The organism is Sphingomonas elodea ATCC 31461, from assembly GCF_000226955.1.
Lineage (GTDB): Bacteria > Pseudomonadota > Alphaproteobacteria > Sphingomonadales > Sphingomonadaceae > Sphingomonas > Sphingomonas elodea.
Genome location: NZ_AGFU01000003.1, coordinates 12,962 through 27,409 on the forward strand (window position 1 = coordinate 12,962; position 14,448 = coordinate 27,409).

The window sequence follows — 14,448 nt, forward strand, 5'->3', positions numbered from 1 at the left end:
AATCACGCGCGCGCGCGGATCGTTTCACGGCCGTTCCGGGAAACAAGTCCGCGCGCTTCGTCTACGGGCAGCGGCCGGCCGAAATAATAGCCCTGCGCCCGCGCGCAGCCGAGCGCCTGCACCATCTCGTGCTCGCTCTCGGTTTCGACGCCCTCGGCGGTCGTCGCCATGCCCAGGCTGTCGGCCAGGGCAACCACCGCGCGGATGATCGCGATCGCCTCGCGCCCGCCGCGCGCGGCGCACTGGACGAAGCTGCGGTCGATCTTGATCGAGCTGAACCGGGTGTGGGTGAGGTAGCCGAGCGAGGAATAGCCGGTACCGAAATCGTCGAGGCTGAGGCGCACGCCGAGATCGAGGATCTGCTCCAGCACGCGCACGGCCGAGGTGCCCTCGCGCAGGAAGACGCTTTCGGTGACTTCCAGCTCCAGCCGGTCCGCCGGTAGGCCGGAGCTTGCCAGCGTCTCCGCCACCAGCGTGGCGAAGGCGGGGTGGTGGAGCTGTTCGGGGCTGACGTTGATCGCGACGCGGGCGGGCTCTTCCCAGCGCGCGGCCTCGTGGCAGGCGGTACGCAGCACCCATTCGCCGATCGCGCCGATCAGCCGGGCCTCCTCGGCGAGGGGGATGAACTTGGCGGGCGGGATGCTGCCGAGCTCGGGATGCGTCCAGCGCAGCAGCGCCTCGAAACCGAGCAGCCCGCCGCTGCGGGCGTTGACCACCGGCTGGTAGGCGAGCTGCATCTCGCCCTTTTCGACCGCGGCGCGCAGCGCGATTTCGAGCACGCGGCGCTCCTCGGCGGCGACATGCAGCTGCGGCTCATAGGCGTGGAAGACGCCGCCGCCCTTGTCCTTGGAGCGATAGAGGGCGAGATCGGCCGATCGGATCAGCGTCTCGGCGGTGCGGCCGTCGCGCGGGGCGAGCGCGAGGCCCACCGACGCGCCGATATAGAGGGTGTGCTGGTCCAGCTCATAGGGCTGGGACACGGCGTCGATGATCGCCTGGGCGAGCCGCTCGACCCGCTCGCCGTCACGCGCGTCGCGCACCACCACGGCAAACTCGTCGCCGCCGAGCCGTCCGATCATCTCGTTCTCGCTGACCAGCCGACGCAGCCGCTCCGCCACGCGCTGGAGCAGCCGGTCGCCGACGGGATGGCCGAGCGTGTCGTTGACCGCCTTGAAGCGATCCAGATCGATCATCATGAAGGCGCAGCGCGCGCCCCATTTGTCGGCCTCGGCCATCGCCTCGGCCAGCGTCTCGTTGATGTGGAGGCGGTTGGGCAGACCGGTGAGCGCATCGAAGCGGGCCATCCGGTGGATCTGCTCGGTGGCGCGGCGCTGCTCGGTAACGTCCGAGCTGACGCCGCGAAAGCCCGAAAAGGCGCCGCGCTCGTCGAACTTGGGGCTGGCGGACATCTGCCACCAGCGGCGCTCTCCCTCGACGTCGATCGGCACGGCGAAGTCGGCAAAGGGGTCGCGGCCCTTCAGCCGTTCGGCCAGCGCGTGGAATTCGGGGGCGAAGCGGCCGCTCTCCCAGGCGGGGCCGGCGAGCAGCTGGAGGAAGGGCATCCCGGCCAGCGTGCCGGGCTCCAGCCCCAGCGAGGCGGCGAGGCGCGGGCTGGCGCGGACGACGCGGCGCTGGGCGTCGATCTCCCACAGCCAGTCCGAGCCGGCGTCCTCGAACTCGCGCAGCAGCAGGCTGACGGTCTGGTCGCGCTCGGCCAGCGCCATCTGGTTGGCGCGCAGCAGCACGAGCGCCCGCGCCCGGCCGAAGCTGCCGGCACCGAGCAGGAAGGTCAGCAGCACCGCGGCGAGCGAGAGCATCGGATTGCCGACGAGCAGCAGCGTGACCGCGCAGACCGAGCCGAGAATCCCGATGAAGCTCAGGCCGGCCAGCGGCAGGATCCCGATCGTCATCGCGGTGGCGGTGAGCACCAGCGTTGTCGCGGCCCAGAGATCGAGGCTCGCCGAGGCGGTCACGATCGACCCGAAGGCGACCGGGAGGATCGACCAGGCCGCGCCCATCACCACGCCTTCGGGGGCGGTACGGCGGACATCGGCCAGCGTGGCGGTGTGCGTTTCGCCCTCGCGCCAGCCCAACCGGCGCAGCGCGACCCATGATGCGGTGCCGAGGGCGAGGGCCATCCAGCAGAACAACAGGAGACCCGAGGCGAGGGGCGCGAGCGCCAGCACGCTCAGCCCGGCGCCCACGGCATGGGCGGAGAGCAGCAGCAGCGCCGAGCGGCGGCCTGCATCGAGCTGTGCGGCGCGCATCCGCGCCCAGTCTATCGTGTCCTTGGGGTCGCTCAGCGCCAGCAGCGCGCGAAGATCGACGCGCGGTTGGATCAGCGGCGTTGGCGTGGAACTGCTCACCACGCTGACATAGCGATGGGAGGTTAGCGAGAAGTTAGGCGCGTAGCGAAATGGACGTGAACGGGTTCATTTCTTCGGCACTGTGAGACGGATCGGCACGGTAACAGGATGCCGCAGGACGGGCCGGCCGGGCAGAATGCCCGGCCGGCGCACGCCGATCAGGCGGCGATCGCGTAGGGCTTGATCTCGCCGTTCAGGTACAGGTTGCGTGCCTTGGCGCGGCTGAGCTTGCCCGAGCTGGTGCGCGGCAGGGTGCGCGGCGGAACGAGTTCGACCACGCAGTTCATGCCGGTGACCGAGCGGACGCGCTCGCGGATTTCCTCGCGCAGTCGGACGCGTTCCTGTTCGTCCGAGGTGCGGCACTGGACCAGCACCGCCGGGGTTTCCTCGCCGCCGGGGGTGGTGATCGCGAAGGCGGCGATGTCGCCCTGCTTGAAGCCGGGCAGCTGCTCCACCGCCCATTCGATGTCCTGCGGCCAGTGGTTCTTGCCGTTGACGATGATCATGTCCTTGGCGCGGCCGACGATGTAAATGTACCCGTCCGACATGTAGCCCATGTCGCCGGTATCCAGCCAGCCATCGACCATGCACGCCTCGGTGGCGGCCTCGTCGCGGAAATAGCCGACCATCACCGACGGGCCCTTGCACCAGACCTTGCCGATCGCCTTTTCGGGGAGCGGCGTGCCGTCTTCCTCGCGGATCTCGACGGTCATGTCGCGCACCGGCTTGCCGCAGTTGACGACCGCGCGGTAGCGCTGCGGGCGATCGGCGCGGGCGGTGCCGCCGGACAGCTGGGTTTCCTCGACCAGCTCGACGACGATGCCTTCGCCCGGGGGCATGATCGAAACGGCCAGCGTCGCCTCGGCCAGGCCGTAGCTCGGCAGGAACGCGGTCGCCTTGAAGCCCGCATCCGCAAAGGCATCGACGAAGCGCTGCATCACGTCCGGGCGGATCATGTCGGCGCCGTTGCCGGCAAGGCGCCAGCGGCTGAGGTCGAACCGCTCGCTCGCCTTGGTCTGGCTGGACATGCGGCGCGCGCAGATGTCGTAGCCGAAGGTCGGCGAGTAGGAGATGCTGTTGCCCGGATTGCGGCTGATCAGGTCCAGCCAGGCGAGCGGGCGCCGGGCGAAATCCTCGGTCTTCATGTAATCGGTCGACACCTGGTTGGCGACCGGCGACAGGAAGCAGCCGACCAGCCCCATGTCATGGTACCAGGGCAGCCAGGAGACGCAGCGGTCCGCCTCGACCAGCTCCATGCCGTGGCTGTGCGCGGCGAGGTTGTTGAGCAGCGCATGGTGGGTGATCGCCACGCCGTGCGGGAAGCGGGTGGAGCCGCTCGAATATTGCAGATAGGCGATGTCGTCCGACTTGGCCTGCGGCAGCACCGTCTCGGGTGCGGCGCGCTCCGAAAAGGCGGCCCAGTCGATCCCGTTGACCTCGGTGATGCGCGCGGCCTCGGCGCACATGCTGCCGATTTCGGGCGGGTAGATCAGCAGCATCGGGTCGCAGCTCTCGAGCTGGACGCGCAGCTGGTCGATATAGGATTGCGCGCCGCCGAAGCTGGTCGGCAGCGGCAGCGGCACCGGCCAGGCGCCGGCATAGATCACGCCGAAGAAGATCGCGGCGAATTCCGGCCCGGTCTCCGCGATCAGCGCGATGCGATCCTGCGGCTGGATGCCGGCCGCGATCAGCCGGCGCGCCTGCTCCAGCGCGTCGCGGCGCAGTTCGGCGAAGGGGTAAGGCCGTGCCAGCTTGCCGCGCGCATCGTGGAAGTTCAGACCGCGCACGCCCTGGGCCGCATAATCGAGTGCGGCGCCCAGCGTTTCGAAATCAGCGAAACGGCGCGGGAGACGGTCTTCCGTGGGCGTGGGCGCAAGCACTTCCATATCCACTGTTTCGAGCGATCCCGTTTCGTTCAATACCATTCTTTTTCTCGTGCCCCTGTGAGGTAGCAGTTCGTTGTGCCCCCACAACGCAGTTTTCCGCAGGTGCTCTGCTACGCAGTATCGTTCAAAATCGGTTGGCAGTGTGGCACAATCAAGGCGCATGCCCGAACCGTCCCGTTCCAAGCCACCGCTCGTCGCCGCCGATCTCGACCGGCTGGCGCTGCGCTATGTCGAGCGCTTTGCCACCACCCGTGCGCGCCTGACTGCTTATTTGACCCGTAAGCTCCGCGAGCGCGGATGGGAAGGGGATATGCCGCCCGACCCGGAGGGCGTGGCAGAGCGGATGGCCGAGCGCGGCTATGTCGACGATCGTGCCTTCGCAGAGGCGCGGGTGCGCGCGCTCGCACGGCGGGGCATGGGCGCGCGTCGGGTGACGATGGCGCTGCGCCAGGACGGCATCGATGCGGAGGACACCGCCGATCTGGCCGAGGCGATCGCGGCGGATGCGCTGCGCAGCGCGCTCGTCTTCGCGCGTCGCCGCCGATTCGGACCTTTCGCTTCGAGCACGGCGGATCGCGAACTTCACAAAAAGCAAGTCGCCGCATTTTTACGGGCGGGGCATCCGGCTGAATTTGCGTTTAGAATATTGAGCATGGAACCGGGAGAGGATCCGGATGCCCTGTTCACGACGGGACATTCCTGATCGCATAAAGCGATTCCCCTTCCGGGTAATGCTGTGTTAATGTTGCTGGCTTGGGGGATAACGATAATGCGTGCTGAGCAACAGCTGGCGTCTGAACACTATCCGGTCGCATCGGAAGGGGAACTCCGGTTCGTGGGCGATTCCGAACTCGATGAGCGGGTGTATCGTGGGGTCATTAAGTGGTTCGACGTGACACGGGGCTTCGGCTTCCTCGTCGCCGACGATCCCACGGTGGGCGATATCCTGATCCATTTTTCGGTATTGCAGGATCATGGCCGCCGCAGCCTTCCCGAAGGCGCGCGTATCGAATGCATCGCCGTCCAGCGGCAGCGGGGGCTGCAGGCGAAGACGGTGGTCTCGATCGACCTGAGCGAGGCGGTGGAGCCGGTGAAACGGCCCGTGGAGCGAGTGGAGCGGCTGAAACTGATCGGCGAGGCGGGTCCGTTCGAACCGGTGTCGGTGAAGTGGTTCAACCGGTTGAAGGGCTATGGCTTCCTGGTCCGTGCGAGCGATACCGCGGACATCTTCGTCCATATGGAGACGCTGCGCCGTGCCGGGATCGAGGAAGTCGAGCCGGGTCAGGCGCTGCGGGCGCGGATCGTCGGTGGCGACAAGGGGCCGCTGGCCGTGGCGGTAGAACGACCGCTCTGACGCGGGCTGACTGTTCGAATAAACCGGCGGAACGGCAACAGGCGGGCCCATCGGGTGCCGCCTGTCTTGCATTGCCCGCCCGTCCGGCTTGCGCAGGCGCTCAAAGCCGAAAGATGATATCGTCTTTATCGGGGGGCGCCGATATGCTGTCCTGGGTTCGCGCCCCCTGCCGCTCGCGCGCACAGCTTTCGCCACGCACAGGCCCGGTCGAGGTGTCGATCGAGGCGCCCGGCCCGCTGGGGGCGGTTGCCGGCACGCTGATCGTGCCCGTGTCGGGCGGGCCGGTGGTGCTGCTGCGAGGCTCGCGCCCCACCGATCGTGAGGGGAAGGGCCGGCTGCGCGCCCATTCCGACAGCACGAAGCTGCTCGGACCGGCGCTCGCCGCACAGGACATCGGATCGCGGCGGTTCGACAAGCGGGCATATTCGGCAGCAGGGCCGCGATCGCCGAATCGGACGACCGAGCCGCCAACCTCGCCACCTTTCGCGATCCCGCGCTCCCGCTGGCGCCCGGATTGGTCGAGGGCATCGTGGTTCCTTTTGGCGCATCCGGCACGCTGACCGTACCTCCTTCTATCGCCAAGCGGCCTCCGCACGCATCCGAACCTTGCCGAGCCGCGCGCTTGGCGGTATCGGGCAGGGCCATGGGACTTCCTTTTCCGATCTTCACCTGGTGGAACGGCGCCACGTTCGGCACTCGCATGGGACTGCGCGGCAAGACGCGCGTCGGCGAGGACTCGCTCGGCAACCTCTATTTCGAGGGTGGCCGCGACCCCAACGGCATTCCGCGCCGCTGGGTGATCTACAAGGGGTCCAACGACGCCAGTCGCATCCCGCCGGAATGGTTCAGCTGGCTGCACCACCAGATCGAGGGCGCGCCCGATGAGTCGCTGCCGCCGGTGCGCGCCTGGCAAAAGCCCGCCGAGCCCAATCTGACCGGTACCGAACTCGCCTATCGCCCCCCTGGTGCGCTCGAAAAGGGTGCGCAGCGCGCCCGCGCCACCGGTGACTACGAGGCCTGGACCCCCGACGCATGAGGGTTGCCGCGGCGCTCGCCGCGCTCGCGCTGGCCGGATGTTCGGGTGGCGGGAGCGGCAAGGGCGCCGCTGCCGGCGATAATGCCGGCGACGAACTGGTCATCACCGGCTCGGGCGACAATCAGGGTGTCGACACGGTTTCGGTCGGACCCGACGCGGCGACCGTCGATGCCGCCGCCACGCCGATGCGCGAGCGCATCGCGGTGTTGGGCGTGCTCAACAAGCGCAACGGTGTCGAGCGCGAGATCACGCTGAAGCCCGGCCAGGCCGCCCGCATCGACGGGCAGGTCACGGTGCGGCTGCGCGCCTGCGAGCGCACCGCACCCTGGGAGCAGGATCGACTGACCGGCGCCTTCGTGCAGATGGACGTCCGGCGCGAGGACCAGCGCTGGCACCGCGTCTTCTCCGGCTGGCTCTACAAGGAACAGCCCGCGCTCAACGTAGTGCAACACCCGATCTACGACGTCTGGCCGAAGAGCTGCGCGATGACCTTCCGCGACACCGGGCCGGATACGGTGCCCGCCTCCGCTCCGGGTGCCGCGGGGGGCAGACGATCGACCGACCCGACAGGCAACGAAACGGCGCCGGCCGAGCCGGAAACCGCGCCGCCGCCCGCCAACGCGACCTGATCGTCCGCTCGTCCGCGCGGCGGCGCCTCTCTACGACGTCGATTCCAGGAGCTTCGCGATCACCTTGCGCGAGAGCGGCACCGGCGCAGGCCCGGCGTCGCTTTCCGGCGCGTCGAGCGCGAAGAGGTCGGCCGTGGCAAGCGGCATACCGGCGCTGCCCAGCGCATCGGCGAGCAGCGCGACATAGTCGTCGCGCGGGATCTCGATCGCACCGAGCGAGGCGAGGTGATCGGTGATGAACTGGCAATCAAGCAGCCGGAAACCACCCGCTTTCAGCCGCGCGACCAGATGCGCGATCGCCACCTTCGAGGCATCGCGCACCCGCGTCACCATCGATTCCCCGAAAAAGGCGCGACCGAGGGCGAGGCCGTACAGCCCGCCGGCGAGCCGGTCGCCGTCCCAGCATTCGATCGAATGGGCGTGGCCCTGGCGGTGAAGCTCCAGAAAGGCGCGTTCGATCGTGCCGTTGATCCAGGTGTCCGGCCGGTCTGCCGCGGATTCGGCGCAAAGGCGGAGGATGCCGGCGAAATCCCGGTCCACGGTCACGCGAAAACGATCCGACAGGATCGTCTTGCGTAGCGAGCGCGCGCAGTGGAAACGATCGAGCGGCAGGACCCCGCGCAACTTTGGCTCCACCCAATAGACCGACTCCGCGTCCCGGGTATCGGCCATCGGGAACACGCCCATGGCATAGGCGCGCAGGACGAGTGCTGGATCGAGGTCCTTCGGGCGGGGGCGATGCCGGGTCACCATCGCGGTACGCCGTCCGCGAGGAATCGTTCAACCACCTGCCACGTATCGTTGAAGGCGCGGGCGGCGGCGCTGCCGGGTGCGAAGGCGCCGACCGGCGCGCGCTGCACCGCGACCGATTCAATCAGGCTCGCCATCGGGATCACCGGCCAGCCGGGCTCGCGAGCCAGGGCCTCGGCATGAAGCTTGCGGCGGCGATCGACCATCGCGTGGACCGGCAGCAGCGGCACTCTGGCACCGCGCCGGGCGAGATGCGCCGCGACCTCTTCGAATGCCCGCTGGGAGAGCGGCGAGGGCACGACCGGCACCACGATCAGGTCGGCGGCGCGCATCACCTGCTCGCTGGTCTCGGTGAGGCCGGGCGGGCAATCGAGCAGGATCCGGTCATAGTCGCTGCCCAGATCGCCGAGCAGCTTGCTCAGCCGCTTCTTCTTGTCGAGCGCGTGGAACAGATGGTCGAGCTGGCGCAGCGAGCTGTCCGCGGGGAGAAGCGCCAGCCGGTCGATGGCGGTTGCGCGGACCAGCCTGGCGGCGGGGGTGTCCTTGGAGAAGATCGCCTGGGCGGGGTGACTGCCGGGCGCGTCGCAGCCGAGCAGGAAACTGGACGCAGCCTGTGGATCGAGGTCCCACAACAGGGTGCGTCGGGCCGAACGCATCGCCGATGCCCAGCCAAGGTTGATCGCGAGCGTGGTTTTACCGACGCCGCCCTTCAGGCTGTAAATCGCAACCGTCGCCACTGGAGTCTCCTCGGGCGTGAAGCTGGCATGAAAAAAGCCCGGCGGAAATACCGCCGGGCTTTGTTTTTTGCGTTGCAGCGGGCATGCGACCCGCCTGCGGGCTCAGGCCTTGCAGGTGTGGACCGAGCCGTCGGCCAGGGTGATCTTGGCTGCCTTGGCGTCGCCGTCGAGCTTGTAGCCGCCTTCGCCGACATAGGGCTTGCCGGCTTCCGGCGCGTTGAGCAGGACCGACTTCATCGAATCCTTCTTCTCGCGCAGCGAGGCCATCTTGCCGCCCTTGAAGAAGTCGACGAACAGCAGCGTGTTGCCCGGCTGGCAGCGGAAGCTGACGGTCGCTTCGATCGTCGGCGGCGCTTCGACCGGCGCGGCGTTGGCGAGCTGCGACGCCATGGGATCGGGCGCGCGGCTGTCGACCACTTCCGGCTTGTTGTTGCAGGCGCCGAGCGAGAGCAGCGCCGCGGCGGCGAGGGCGAGGGGGGAGGCGTTTTTCATAGCGTAGGGTGCTTTTCCTCAGGCGGTAATCATCGTCAAGCGAAAACGGGGTACAAGGTCTCATACCATGGTGCAGCGCAACGGGGTGGACGCAATGTTGCGCTTGCTGGAAACATTGCGGCAGCCGGGAACAGTGCAGAGGGCAGGTGCAGCACGCCGTTTACCCTGCTTGACCGCGCCGCGGCGACTGCGCAGGGAAGTCGGGCGAGGAGAGTGGAATGAAGCCGAGCCTGTGCTGGATCCTGGTGCCGCTGGCCCTGCTGGGCGCGTGCGGCGGAACGCCCACCGAGAATGCCGCCGACGATCCCGCCAATGCGGCGGTGCAGCCCGGGCCGATGCTGGGCAGCGTCGATCTTTCCCGGCCGTTGCAGCTGCGGGGCGGGGCCCTGGAAACCGGCTGGCGGATCGATCTTGCGCCGGGGCGCATTCTCTATCGGCCGGCCGACGGCAAGCCCGTGCCCTTCTATCCGATTTCCCCGCAGCTGACGGACGGCAAGGCGGTCTACCCGACCGAGACCCCGGACGGGGCGCCGGTGACGATTACGCTGCGGCCGGGCACCTGCGGGGACGGCGGAGTCGTCCTCGCCGAGGTGCGGATCGGTGCGCGCGTCCTCGAAGGCTGCGGCCATCCCCAGACGATCGAGCAGGTCCACCGCGACATGTACAACGAAGCGCTCGCCGTTCCCTATGAGGCGGACAATGCCGGCAACGCCGTGGGCAACACCGCGGACTAGAGGGCGACTTCGGCCGGTTCCAGGATGGCGGGCAGGGTGAAAGCGAAGGTGGCGCCGCCGCCCGGCGTATCCTCCACCCAGATACGGCCGCCATGGCCCTCGATCAGATGGTGCGAGATGGCGAGGCCAAGCCCCATGCCGCCGGGCTTGTCGCCCTTGCCCAGGCCCGGCTGGAACAGGCTGGGCTGCACCTCCGGCGAGACGCCGCAGCCATTGTCGATCACCCGCACCACCACCGCGCCCGGCCCGTGTGCCCGGGTGGCGACGGTCACCGCGGCATCCGTCCGCCCGATACACGCCTCGCCGGCATTGCGCAGCAGATTGGCGAGCACCTGCGCGATCTGGACATTGTCGAACCGGGCGTGGCGCGCGTCGTCGCCGAGATCGAGATGCACCCGCGACAGCAGCTGTGGCGCAGCGGCGCGGACCAGCAGCACCGCGTCCTCGATCACCGGAGCGAGCGCGCGGTCTTCCAGCATCAGGTCGTTGTGGCGGACCATCCGGCGGATGCGGCGGATGATCTCGCCGGCGCGGTGCATCTGTTGCTCGGCGGAAACCGCCAGGGCGCGCGTGGACTCGGCGCTGTTGGGCGAAAGGCGCAGCGCTGCCAGATAGTTGGCCGCGGCGGCCAGCGGCTGGTTGAGTTCGTGCGCAACGGTGGCGGCGATCGAACCCAGCGCGCTCGCCCGGGTGAGCTCCAGCATCTGCCGCTCGATCGCGCTGCGCTCGGCGAGCATGCGGTCGCGCTCCTGCAGGCGCGCGCGGAGCTCGCGGTCGACGCCGATGCGGTGGTCGGCAAGGGTCACATAGCTCGACAGCGTCTGGAGAAAGCGGATCTCGGCGTCGCTGAAGCGGGGGCGGCAGCGTCGCCCGAAGGCGAGCGTGCCAAGCAGCCTGTCCTTGTGGAGCAGTGGCGTGCCGTAGAAGGCGTCGATCCCCATGCCCTTGGCCACGGCATGGCGGGGATCGTCCGAGCGCTGGATGTTTTCGCCGATGGATACGCGCCGCTCCTGCGCGAGCACGCTGCACACCGAATGGCCGATGCCGATGCGGCGCCAGTCCGCCATCTTCGCTTCGTCGACGCCGCCCCAGGCGACCAGGTCCAGCATCTCCGCCGCCTCGTCAAAGGCATAATGGAAGAAGACGTCGAGCTGGAGGGCATTGCGGATCTGGGCGAAGATGCGATCGAGCGCGGGGGCAAGGTCTTCGGCCTGGAGCAACTCGCTGGCGGTATCGGCCAGCAGTTCGAGCAACTGGCGGTGCCAATGGTCCTCGCTGCCGGTCTCGCAGGCCTTGGCGCTATCGCGGGAGAGGTCGCTGCAGTCCAACATGATATGATTGCTCGACAATGACGGTATTGCATCTGCGCAGATGCCCCTATTCCGTATTGCTACTTGGTCTTAACTGCCCTGATGCGGCGGTTCTGATGGTTCGCTATTGCTAAGCGTTATCATCCAAACAGGCGCATAGCGCGGTCCAGGCCGGCAGCTTGGCGGCGAGGCCGACGGTGTGCAGCGGGCTCGACGAGGGCAAGCATAGGATCGCGTAGTGGGCGGCAGCGGCGCCGAGCTGGCGCAGGCCGTGGCGGTGCGCGGTGGCGCCGTTGAACGCGATCGCGCGCAGATCGGGCAGGGTGGCGGCAAGCGCGGCGATGTCGTGCGGCGCGACATCGCGGATCGCCGCGTCCGTGCTCCCCGGCCGGGTCGCGCTGGCGACCACGTCCCACAGTCCGATCCGCGCGGCGCGGAGTGCGGCGAGGCGCGCGTCATAGGCGAGCGCGGCGAGGTCGCAACCGGCGGCGGGGGAGAGCAACTGCCAGAACTGGTTCTGCGGATGCGCATAATAGCGCTCCGCCGCCAGCGACCGCTCGCCGGGCAGCGAGCCGAGCACCAGCAGGCGCGTATCGGGCGCGACGATGGGCGGGAAGCTGTGCTTGCGCTCGGGCATGGGCGTGGGTGTAGGGACGGGGGCGGGGCACGGGAAGGGGGCGCAGCCGCATCCCGCAGCACCGGCTGGCGAGGAGGTCTTTGGCGTAGGCTGGGGTTCCGCCCACGACGGGGATAAAGAAATTCGCACGCGCGAACAGGACATACTGGAAGTTCCCTCCCCAAACGGTCATGCTGTGCCGGTCCAACCCGTGTTCTGTCGCGATCGGAGCCGAGATGACGCAACCTTCGTCTGGTGACTTGTGGGCCGAGAGCTGGCGCCCCTGGATCAACGCGGCATTCGCGCCGCAGAAGCTCTGGCAGTCGATCAATCCCGGCTGGACCTTCGGCAACATCACCATCAACGAGCAGAATTCGAGCGCGCCGCAGACGGAGCAACGCATCCTCTCCCAGGAAAGCTACGGCCGGCAGATCGGCAAGCTGCTGGATGCCGTCGCCGTGCTGGTCGAACGACAGCCCGATCATGCCGAGAACCCCGCCTTCGCGGCCATCGCCGACCTCGCTGCGCGGATCGATCGGATCAAGCACGAAGCCGCCGCCGATCGCATCGAGGGGTTGCGCCACGACCTGGCGTTGCTGCGCGCGTCGGACCGGCCCGAGGACCAGGCGGCGTTCGCGGCCAGCATCGAGGCGTTGCGGGCGCTGCTGCGGGAGCATTGAGCCATGGCCCGCACGATCACCCGCTACCCGGACTTCTGGCTCCATTACCTCCGCGAGCACGGCAAGCCAGCCACGCGCCGGCTCCATTATGCCGGGACCGCGCTGACCTTCGTTGCGCTGGCGGCGGGTCTGACGCTCGACAGTTTGTGGCTGCTCGCCATTCCGCTGGCCGGATACGGCTTTGCCTGGGGCGCGCATTTCGCGGTGGAGCATAATCGTCCGGCGACCTTCACCTACCCGCTCTGGTCGCTCGCCTCGGATTACCGGATGTTCTTTCTGTGGCTCACCGGGCGGCTGGGGCCGCATCTGAAGCAGGCAGGGGTCGCCGAATAGATTGCATTGCTTGCGAAGCGGGCGGGCAGGCCCCTATCTACCGGCCATGCACGTTTCCCAGAATACGCTCGCGCTGATCGGCAATACCCCGCTCGTCCGGCTGAAGGGGCCCAGCGACGCGACCGGCTGCGACATCTTCGCCAAGTGCGAGTTCGCCAATCCCGGCGCCTCGGTGAAGGACCGCGCGGCGCTCTACATCGTCAACGACGCCGAGGAGCAGGGCACGCTCGCGCCCGGCGGCACGATCGTCGAGGGCACGGCGGGCAATACCGGCATCGGCCTCGCGCTGGTCGCCAACGCCAAGGGCTATCGCACGATCATCGTGATGCCGGAGACCCAGTCGCGCGAGAAGATGGATACGCTGCGCGCGCTCGGCGCCGAGCTGGTGCTGGTGCCGGCGGCACCCTATTCGAACCCCGGCCACTTCGTCCACACCAGCAGGCGCATCGCCGAGGAAACGCCCGGCGCGATCTGGGCCAACCAGTTCGACAATATCGCCAACCGCAAGGCGCATATCGTGGGCACGGCGGAGGAAATCTGGATGCAGATGGATGGCCGGATCGACGGCTTTACCTGCGCGGCGGGCACCGGCGGCACGATCGCGGGCGTGGGACTGGGGCTGAAGGCCAAGGACGAGCGCGTGACCATCGCGCTCAGCGATCCGCACGGCGCCGCGCTCTACGAATATTACGCCTGTGGCGAACTGCGCGCCGAGGGCTCTTCGGTGGCCGAGGGGATCGGCCAGGGGCGGATCACCGGCAATCTGGAAGGGGCGCCGATCGATACCCAGTTCCGCATTTCCGACGCGGAGGGGATGGAATGGGTGCGCCGGTTGCTGGCGGAGGAGGGGCTGTGCCTCGGCCTGTCCTCGGGCATCAACGTCGCCGGCGCGGTGCGGCTGGCGCGAGCGCTGGGGCCGGGCAAGCGGATCGCGACGATCCTGTGCGACACCGGCTTCCGCTACCTCTCGACGCTGTACAATCCCGCCTGGCTGGAGGCCAAGGGACTGGCGCAGCCGGAGGCGCCGGCCGCGCGTTGAGGCTTCTCTCGACAAGCGCGCGCTTGTGCGTTACATTTATGCCACAGTCATGAAATTCGGTTCGCACCAGGATCCAGCAGAGGCGATGCAGCGCATCCGCGTCGGCATGACCGGACTCGCGGCGGTGATCCTGTTGATGGCGCTGTCGTTCATGATCTTCTCCTCGGCCAATCGCGAGGCGCCGGTGAGCGCGGCGGGCGCCTCCAACGCCGCCGTGGTCGCCAACCTGACCGGCGTCGACAATGCCGCGGCCGATCGCACCCGCGACGAGCCGCTCGCCGAGCTGGGCGTGGCGCCGGGGGCCGACGATGCCGCCGCCAAGGCGCGCGAACAGGCGCAGCGCGAGGACGCGGCGGGCAACTGACCCCGCGACTCCGGAGCGCGCGCGGCGCCCGGGTATCCGCTGCCATGCAGTTGCGCACCTGCTGAAGTCGTATCATCGGCGTGCAGCGGGGCATGCGGGGACTTCACGCCCTGCGGGCACGC

Annotated in this window: 17 protein-coding genes; 10 read left to right on the forward strand and 7 right to left on the reverse strand. The window is 68.5% G+C overall.

What is annotated here, in order from left to right; all coding sequences use genetic code 11:
* Nucleotides 1-2: 2 nt before the first annotated feature.
* Together KK7_RS0101270 and KK7_RS0101275 are read right to left on the reverse strand one after the other, a co-directional pair.
* Nucleotides 3-2,369 (reverse strand): putative bifunctional diguanylate cyclase/phosphodiesterase, encoded by a 2,367-nt coding sequence (locus tag KK7_RS0101270; RefSeq protein ID WP_010542836.1) that lies wholly within the window; start codon nt 2,367-2,369, stop codon nt 3-5.
* Between the two features lie 155 nt (nt 2,370-2,524).
* Nucleotides 2,525-4,291: a fatty acyl-AMP ligase gene (locus KK7_RS0101275; RefSeq protein ID WP_010542837.1), complete on the reverse strand. Its 1,767-nt coding sequence runs from the start codon at nt 4,289-4,291 to the stop codon at nt 2,525-2,527.
* 121 nt (nt 4,292-4,412) lie between these two features.
* On the opposite strand from KK7_RS0101275, the gene KK7_RS0101280 reads away from it, so the two are divergent.
* From KK7_RS0101280 to KK7_RS0101300, 5 genes are all read left to right on the forward strand, one after another.
* Entirely contained in the window at nt 4,413-4,955 is a 543-nt protein-coding gene (locus KK7_RS0101280) for a regulatory protein RecX (protein WP_010542838.1), read from the forward strand.
* Nucleotides 4,956-5,021: 66 nt separating this feature from the next.
* The gene (locus tag KK7_RS0101285; protein WP_010542839.1) at nt 5,022-5,606 is read left to right on the forward strand and encodes a cold-shock protein; all 585 of its coding nucleotides are present in this window, start codon (nt 5,022-5,024) and stop codon (nt 5,604-5,606) included.
* A 143-nt stretch (nt 5,607-5,749) separates the two neighbouring features.
* Nucleotides 5,750-6,166, forward strand: a complete 417-nt coding sequence (locus tag KK7_RS0101290; RefSeq protein WP_010542840.1) for a hypothetical protein — start codon at nt 5,750-5,752, stop codon at nt 6,164-6,166.
* Nucleotides 6,167-6,249: 83 nt separating this feature from the next.
* Entirely contained in the window at nt 6,250-6,642 is a 393-nt protein-coding gene (locus KK7_RS0101295) for an NADH:ubiquinone oxidoreductase subunit NDUFA12 (protein ID WP_010542841.1), read from the forward strand.
* A complete protein-coding gene (locus KK7_RS0101300) occupies nt 6,639-7,271 on the forward strand; it encodes a DUF2155 domain-containing protein (protein ID WP_010542842.1) in 633 nt (210 codons plus the stop codon). The genes KK7_RS0101295 and KK7_RS0101300 overlap by 4 nt, the downstream gene beginning before the upstream one ends.
* Nucleotides 7,272-7,301: 30 nt before the next feature.
* Here KK7_RS0101300 and aat read toward each other — a convergent pair whose 3' ends face one another.
* The 3 genes from aat to KK7_RS0101315 form a co-directional block, all read right to left on the reverse strand.
* Nucleotides 7,302-8,024, reverse strand: coding sequence for a leucyl/phenylalanyl-tRNA--protein transferase (gene aat / locus KK7_RS0101305; RefSeq protein ID WP_010542843.1), 723 nt, complete (start codon nt 8,022-8,024; stop codon nt 7,302-7,304).
* Nucleotides 8,018-8,758: a ParA family protein gene (locus KK7_RS0101310; RefSeq protein ID WP_010542844.1), complete on the reverse strand. Its 741-nt coding sequence runs from the start codon at nt 8,756-8,758 to the stop codon at nt 8,018-8,020. Before KK7_RS0101310 ends, aat begins: the two co-directional genes overlap by 7 nt.
* A gap of 102 nt (nt 8,759-8,860) precedes the next feature.
* On the reverse strand, nt 8,861-9,250 hold the full coding sequence (locus tag KK7_RS0101315) for a hypothetical protein (protein ID WP_010542845.1): 390 nt from the start codon (nt 9,248-9,250) through the stop codon (nt 8,861-8,863).
* 218 nt (nt 9,251-9,468) lie between these two features.
* Between KK7_RS0101315 and KK7_RS0101320 the strand changes: the two genes are divergently transcribed.
* Nucleotides 9,469-9,984 (forward strand): hypothetical protein, encoded by a 516-nt coding sequence (locus KK7_RS0101320; protein ID WP_010542846.1) that lies wholly within the window; start codon nt 9,469-9,471, stop codon nt 9,982-9,984.
* On the opposite strand, the gene KK7_RS21410 is transcribed toward KK7_RS0101320, so the two are convergent.
* The gene (locus KK7_RS21410; RefSeq protein WP_010542847.1) at nt 9,981-11,315 is read right to left on the reverse strand and encodes a GAF domain-containing sensor histidine kinase; all 1,335 of its coding nucleotides are present in this window, start codon (nt 11,313-11,315) and stop codon (nt 9,981-9,983) included. The two genes, KK7_RS0101320 and KK7_RS21410, sit on opposite strands and share 4 nt — an antisense overlap.
* Nucleotides 11,316-11,424: 109 nt before the next feature.
* Nucleotides 11,425-11,931, reverse strand: a complete 507-nt coding sequence (locus tag KK7_RS0101330) for a DNA-deoxyinosine glycosylase (RefSeq protein WP_010542848.1) — start codon at nt 11,929-11,931, stop codon at nt 11,425-11,427.
* Nucleotides 11,932-12,146: 215 nt separating this feature from the next.
* Here KK7_RS0101330 and KK7_RS0101335 point away from each other — a divergent pair, with 215 nt between their 5' ends.
* From KK7_RS0101335 to KK7_RS0101350, 4 genes are all read left to right on the forward strand, one after another.
* The gene (locus tag KK7_RS0101335; protein ID WP_029622598.1) at nt 12,147-12,590 is read left to right on the forward strand and encodes a hypothetical protein; all 444 of its coding nucleotides are present in this window, start codon (nt 12,147-12,149) and stop codon (nt 12,588-12,590) included.
* A gap of 3 nt (nt 12,591-12,593) precedes the next feature.
* Nucleotides 12,594-12,923, forward strand: a complete 330-nt coding sequence (locus tag KK7_RS0101340; RefSeq protein WP_010542850.1) for an Mpo1-like protein — start codon at nt 12,594-12,596, stop codon at nt 12,921-12,923.
* A gap of 46 nt (nt 12,924-12,969) precedes the next feature.
* Nucleotides 12,970-13,962 carry a cysteine synthase A gene (locus KK7_RS0101345; protein WP_010542851.1) on the forward strand — a complete coding sequence of 331 codons (993 nt, stop codon included), beginning with the start codon at nt 12,970-12,972 and terminating at the stop codon, nt 13,960-13,962.
* Between the two features lie 85 nt (nt 13,963-14,047).
* Complete coding sequence (locus tag KK7_RS0101350) at nt 14,048-14,326, forward strand: hypothetical protein (RefSeq protein WP_010542852.1); 279 nt, start codon at nt 14,048-14,050, stop codon at nt 14,324-14,326.
* The last annotated feature ends 122 nt before the right edge of the window (nt 14,327-14,448 follow it).

Coding starts and splice junctions, on each gene's coding strand:
- KK7_RS0101275 (WP_010542837.1), bottom strand. CDS start 4,291: ATGGTATTGAACGAAACGGGATCGCTCGAAACAGTGGATATGGAAGTG.
- KK7_RS0101280 (WP_010542838.1), top strand. CDS start 4,413: ATGCCCGAACCGTCCCGTTCCAAGCCACCGCTCGTCGCCGCCGATCTC.
- KK7_RS0101285 (WP_010542839.1), top strand. CDS start 5,022: ATGCGTGCTGAGCAACAGCTGGCGTCTGAACACTATCCGGTCGCATCG.
- KK7_RS0101290 (WP_010542840.1), top strand. CDS start 5,750: ATGCTGTCCTGGGTTCGCGCCCCCTGCCGCTCGCGCGCACAGCTTTCG.
- KK7_RS0101295 (WP_010542841.1), top strand. CDS start 6,250: ATGGGACTTCCTTTTCCGATCTTCACCTGGTGGAACGGCGCCACGTTC.
- KK7_RS0101300 (WP_010542842.1), top strand. CDS start 6,639: ATGAGGGTTGCCGCGGCGCTCGCCGCGCTCGCGCTGGCCGGATGTTCG.
- aat (WP_010542843.1), bottom strand. CDS start 8,024: ATGGTGACCCGGCATCGCCCCCGCCCGAAGGACCTCGATCCAGCACTC.
- KK7_RS0101315 (WP_010542845.1), bottom strand. CDS start 9,250: ATGAAAAACGCCTCCCCCCTCGCCCTCGCCGCCGCGGCGCTGCTCTCG.
- KK7_RS0101320 (WP_010542846.1), top strand. CDS start 9,469: ATGAAGCCGAGCCTGTGCTGGATCCTGGTGCCGCTGGCCCTGCTGGGC.
- KK7_RS21410 (WP_010542847.1), bottom strand. CDS start 11,315: ATGTTGGACTGCAGCGACCTCTCCCGCGATAGCGCCAAGGCCTGCGAG.
- KK7_RS0101330 (WP_010542848.1), bottom strand. CDS start 11,931: ATGCCCGAGCGCAAGCACAGCTTCCCGCCCATCGTCGCGCCCGATACG.
- KK7_RS0101335 (WP_029622598.1), top strand. CDS start 12,147: ATGACGCAACCTTCGTCTGGTGACTTGTGGGCCGAGAGCTGGCGCCCC.
- KK7_RS0101340 (WP_010542850.1), top strand. CDS start 12,594: ATGGCCCGCACGATCACCCGCTACCCGGACTTCTGGCTCCATTACCTC.
- KK7_RS0101345 (WP_010542851.1), top strand. CDS start 12,970: ATGCACGTTTCCCAGAATACGCTCGCGCTGATCGGCAATACCCCGCTC.
- KK7_RS0101350 (WP_010542852.1), top strand. CDS start 14,048: ATGCAGCGCATCCGCGTCGGCATGACCGGACTCGCGGCGGTGATCCTG.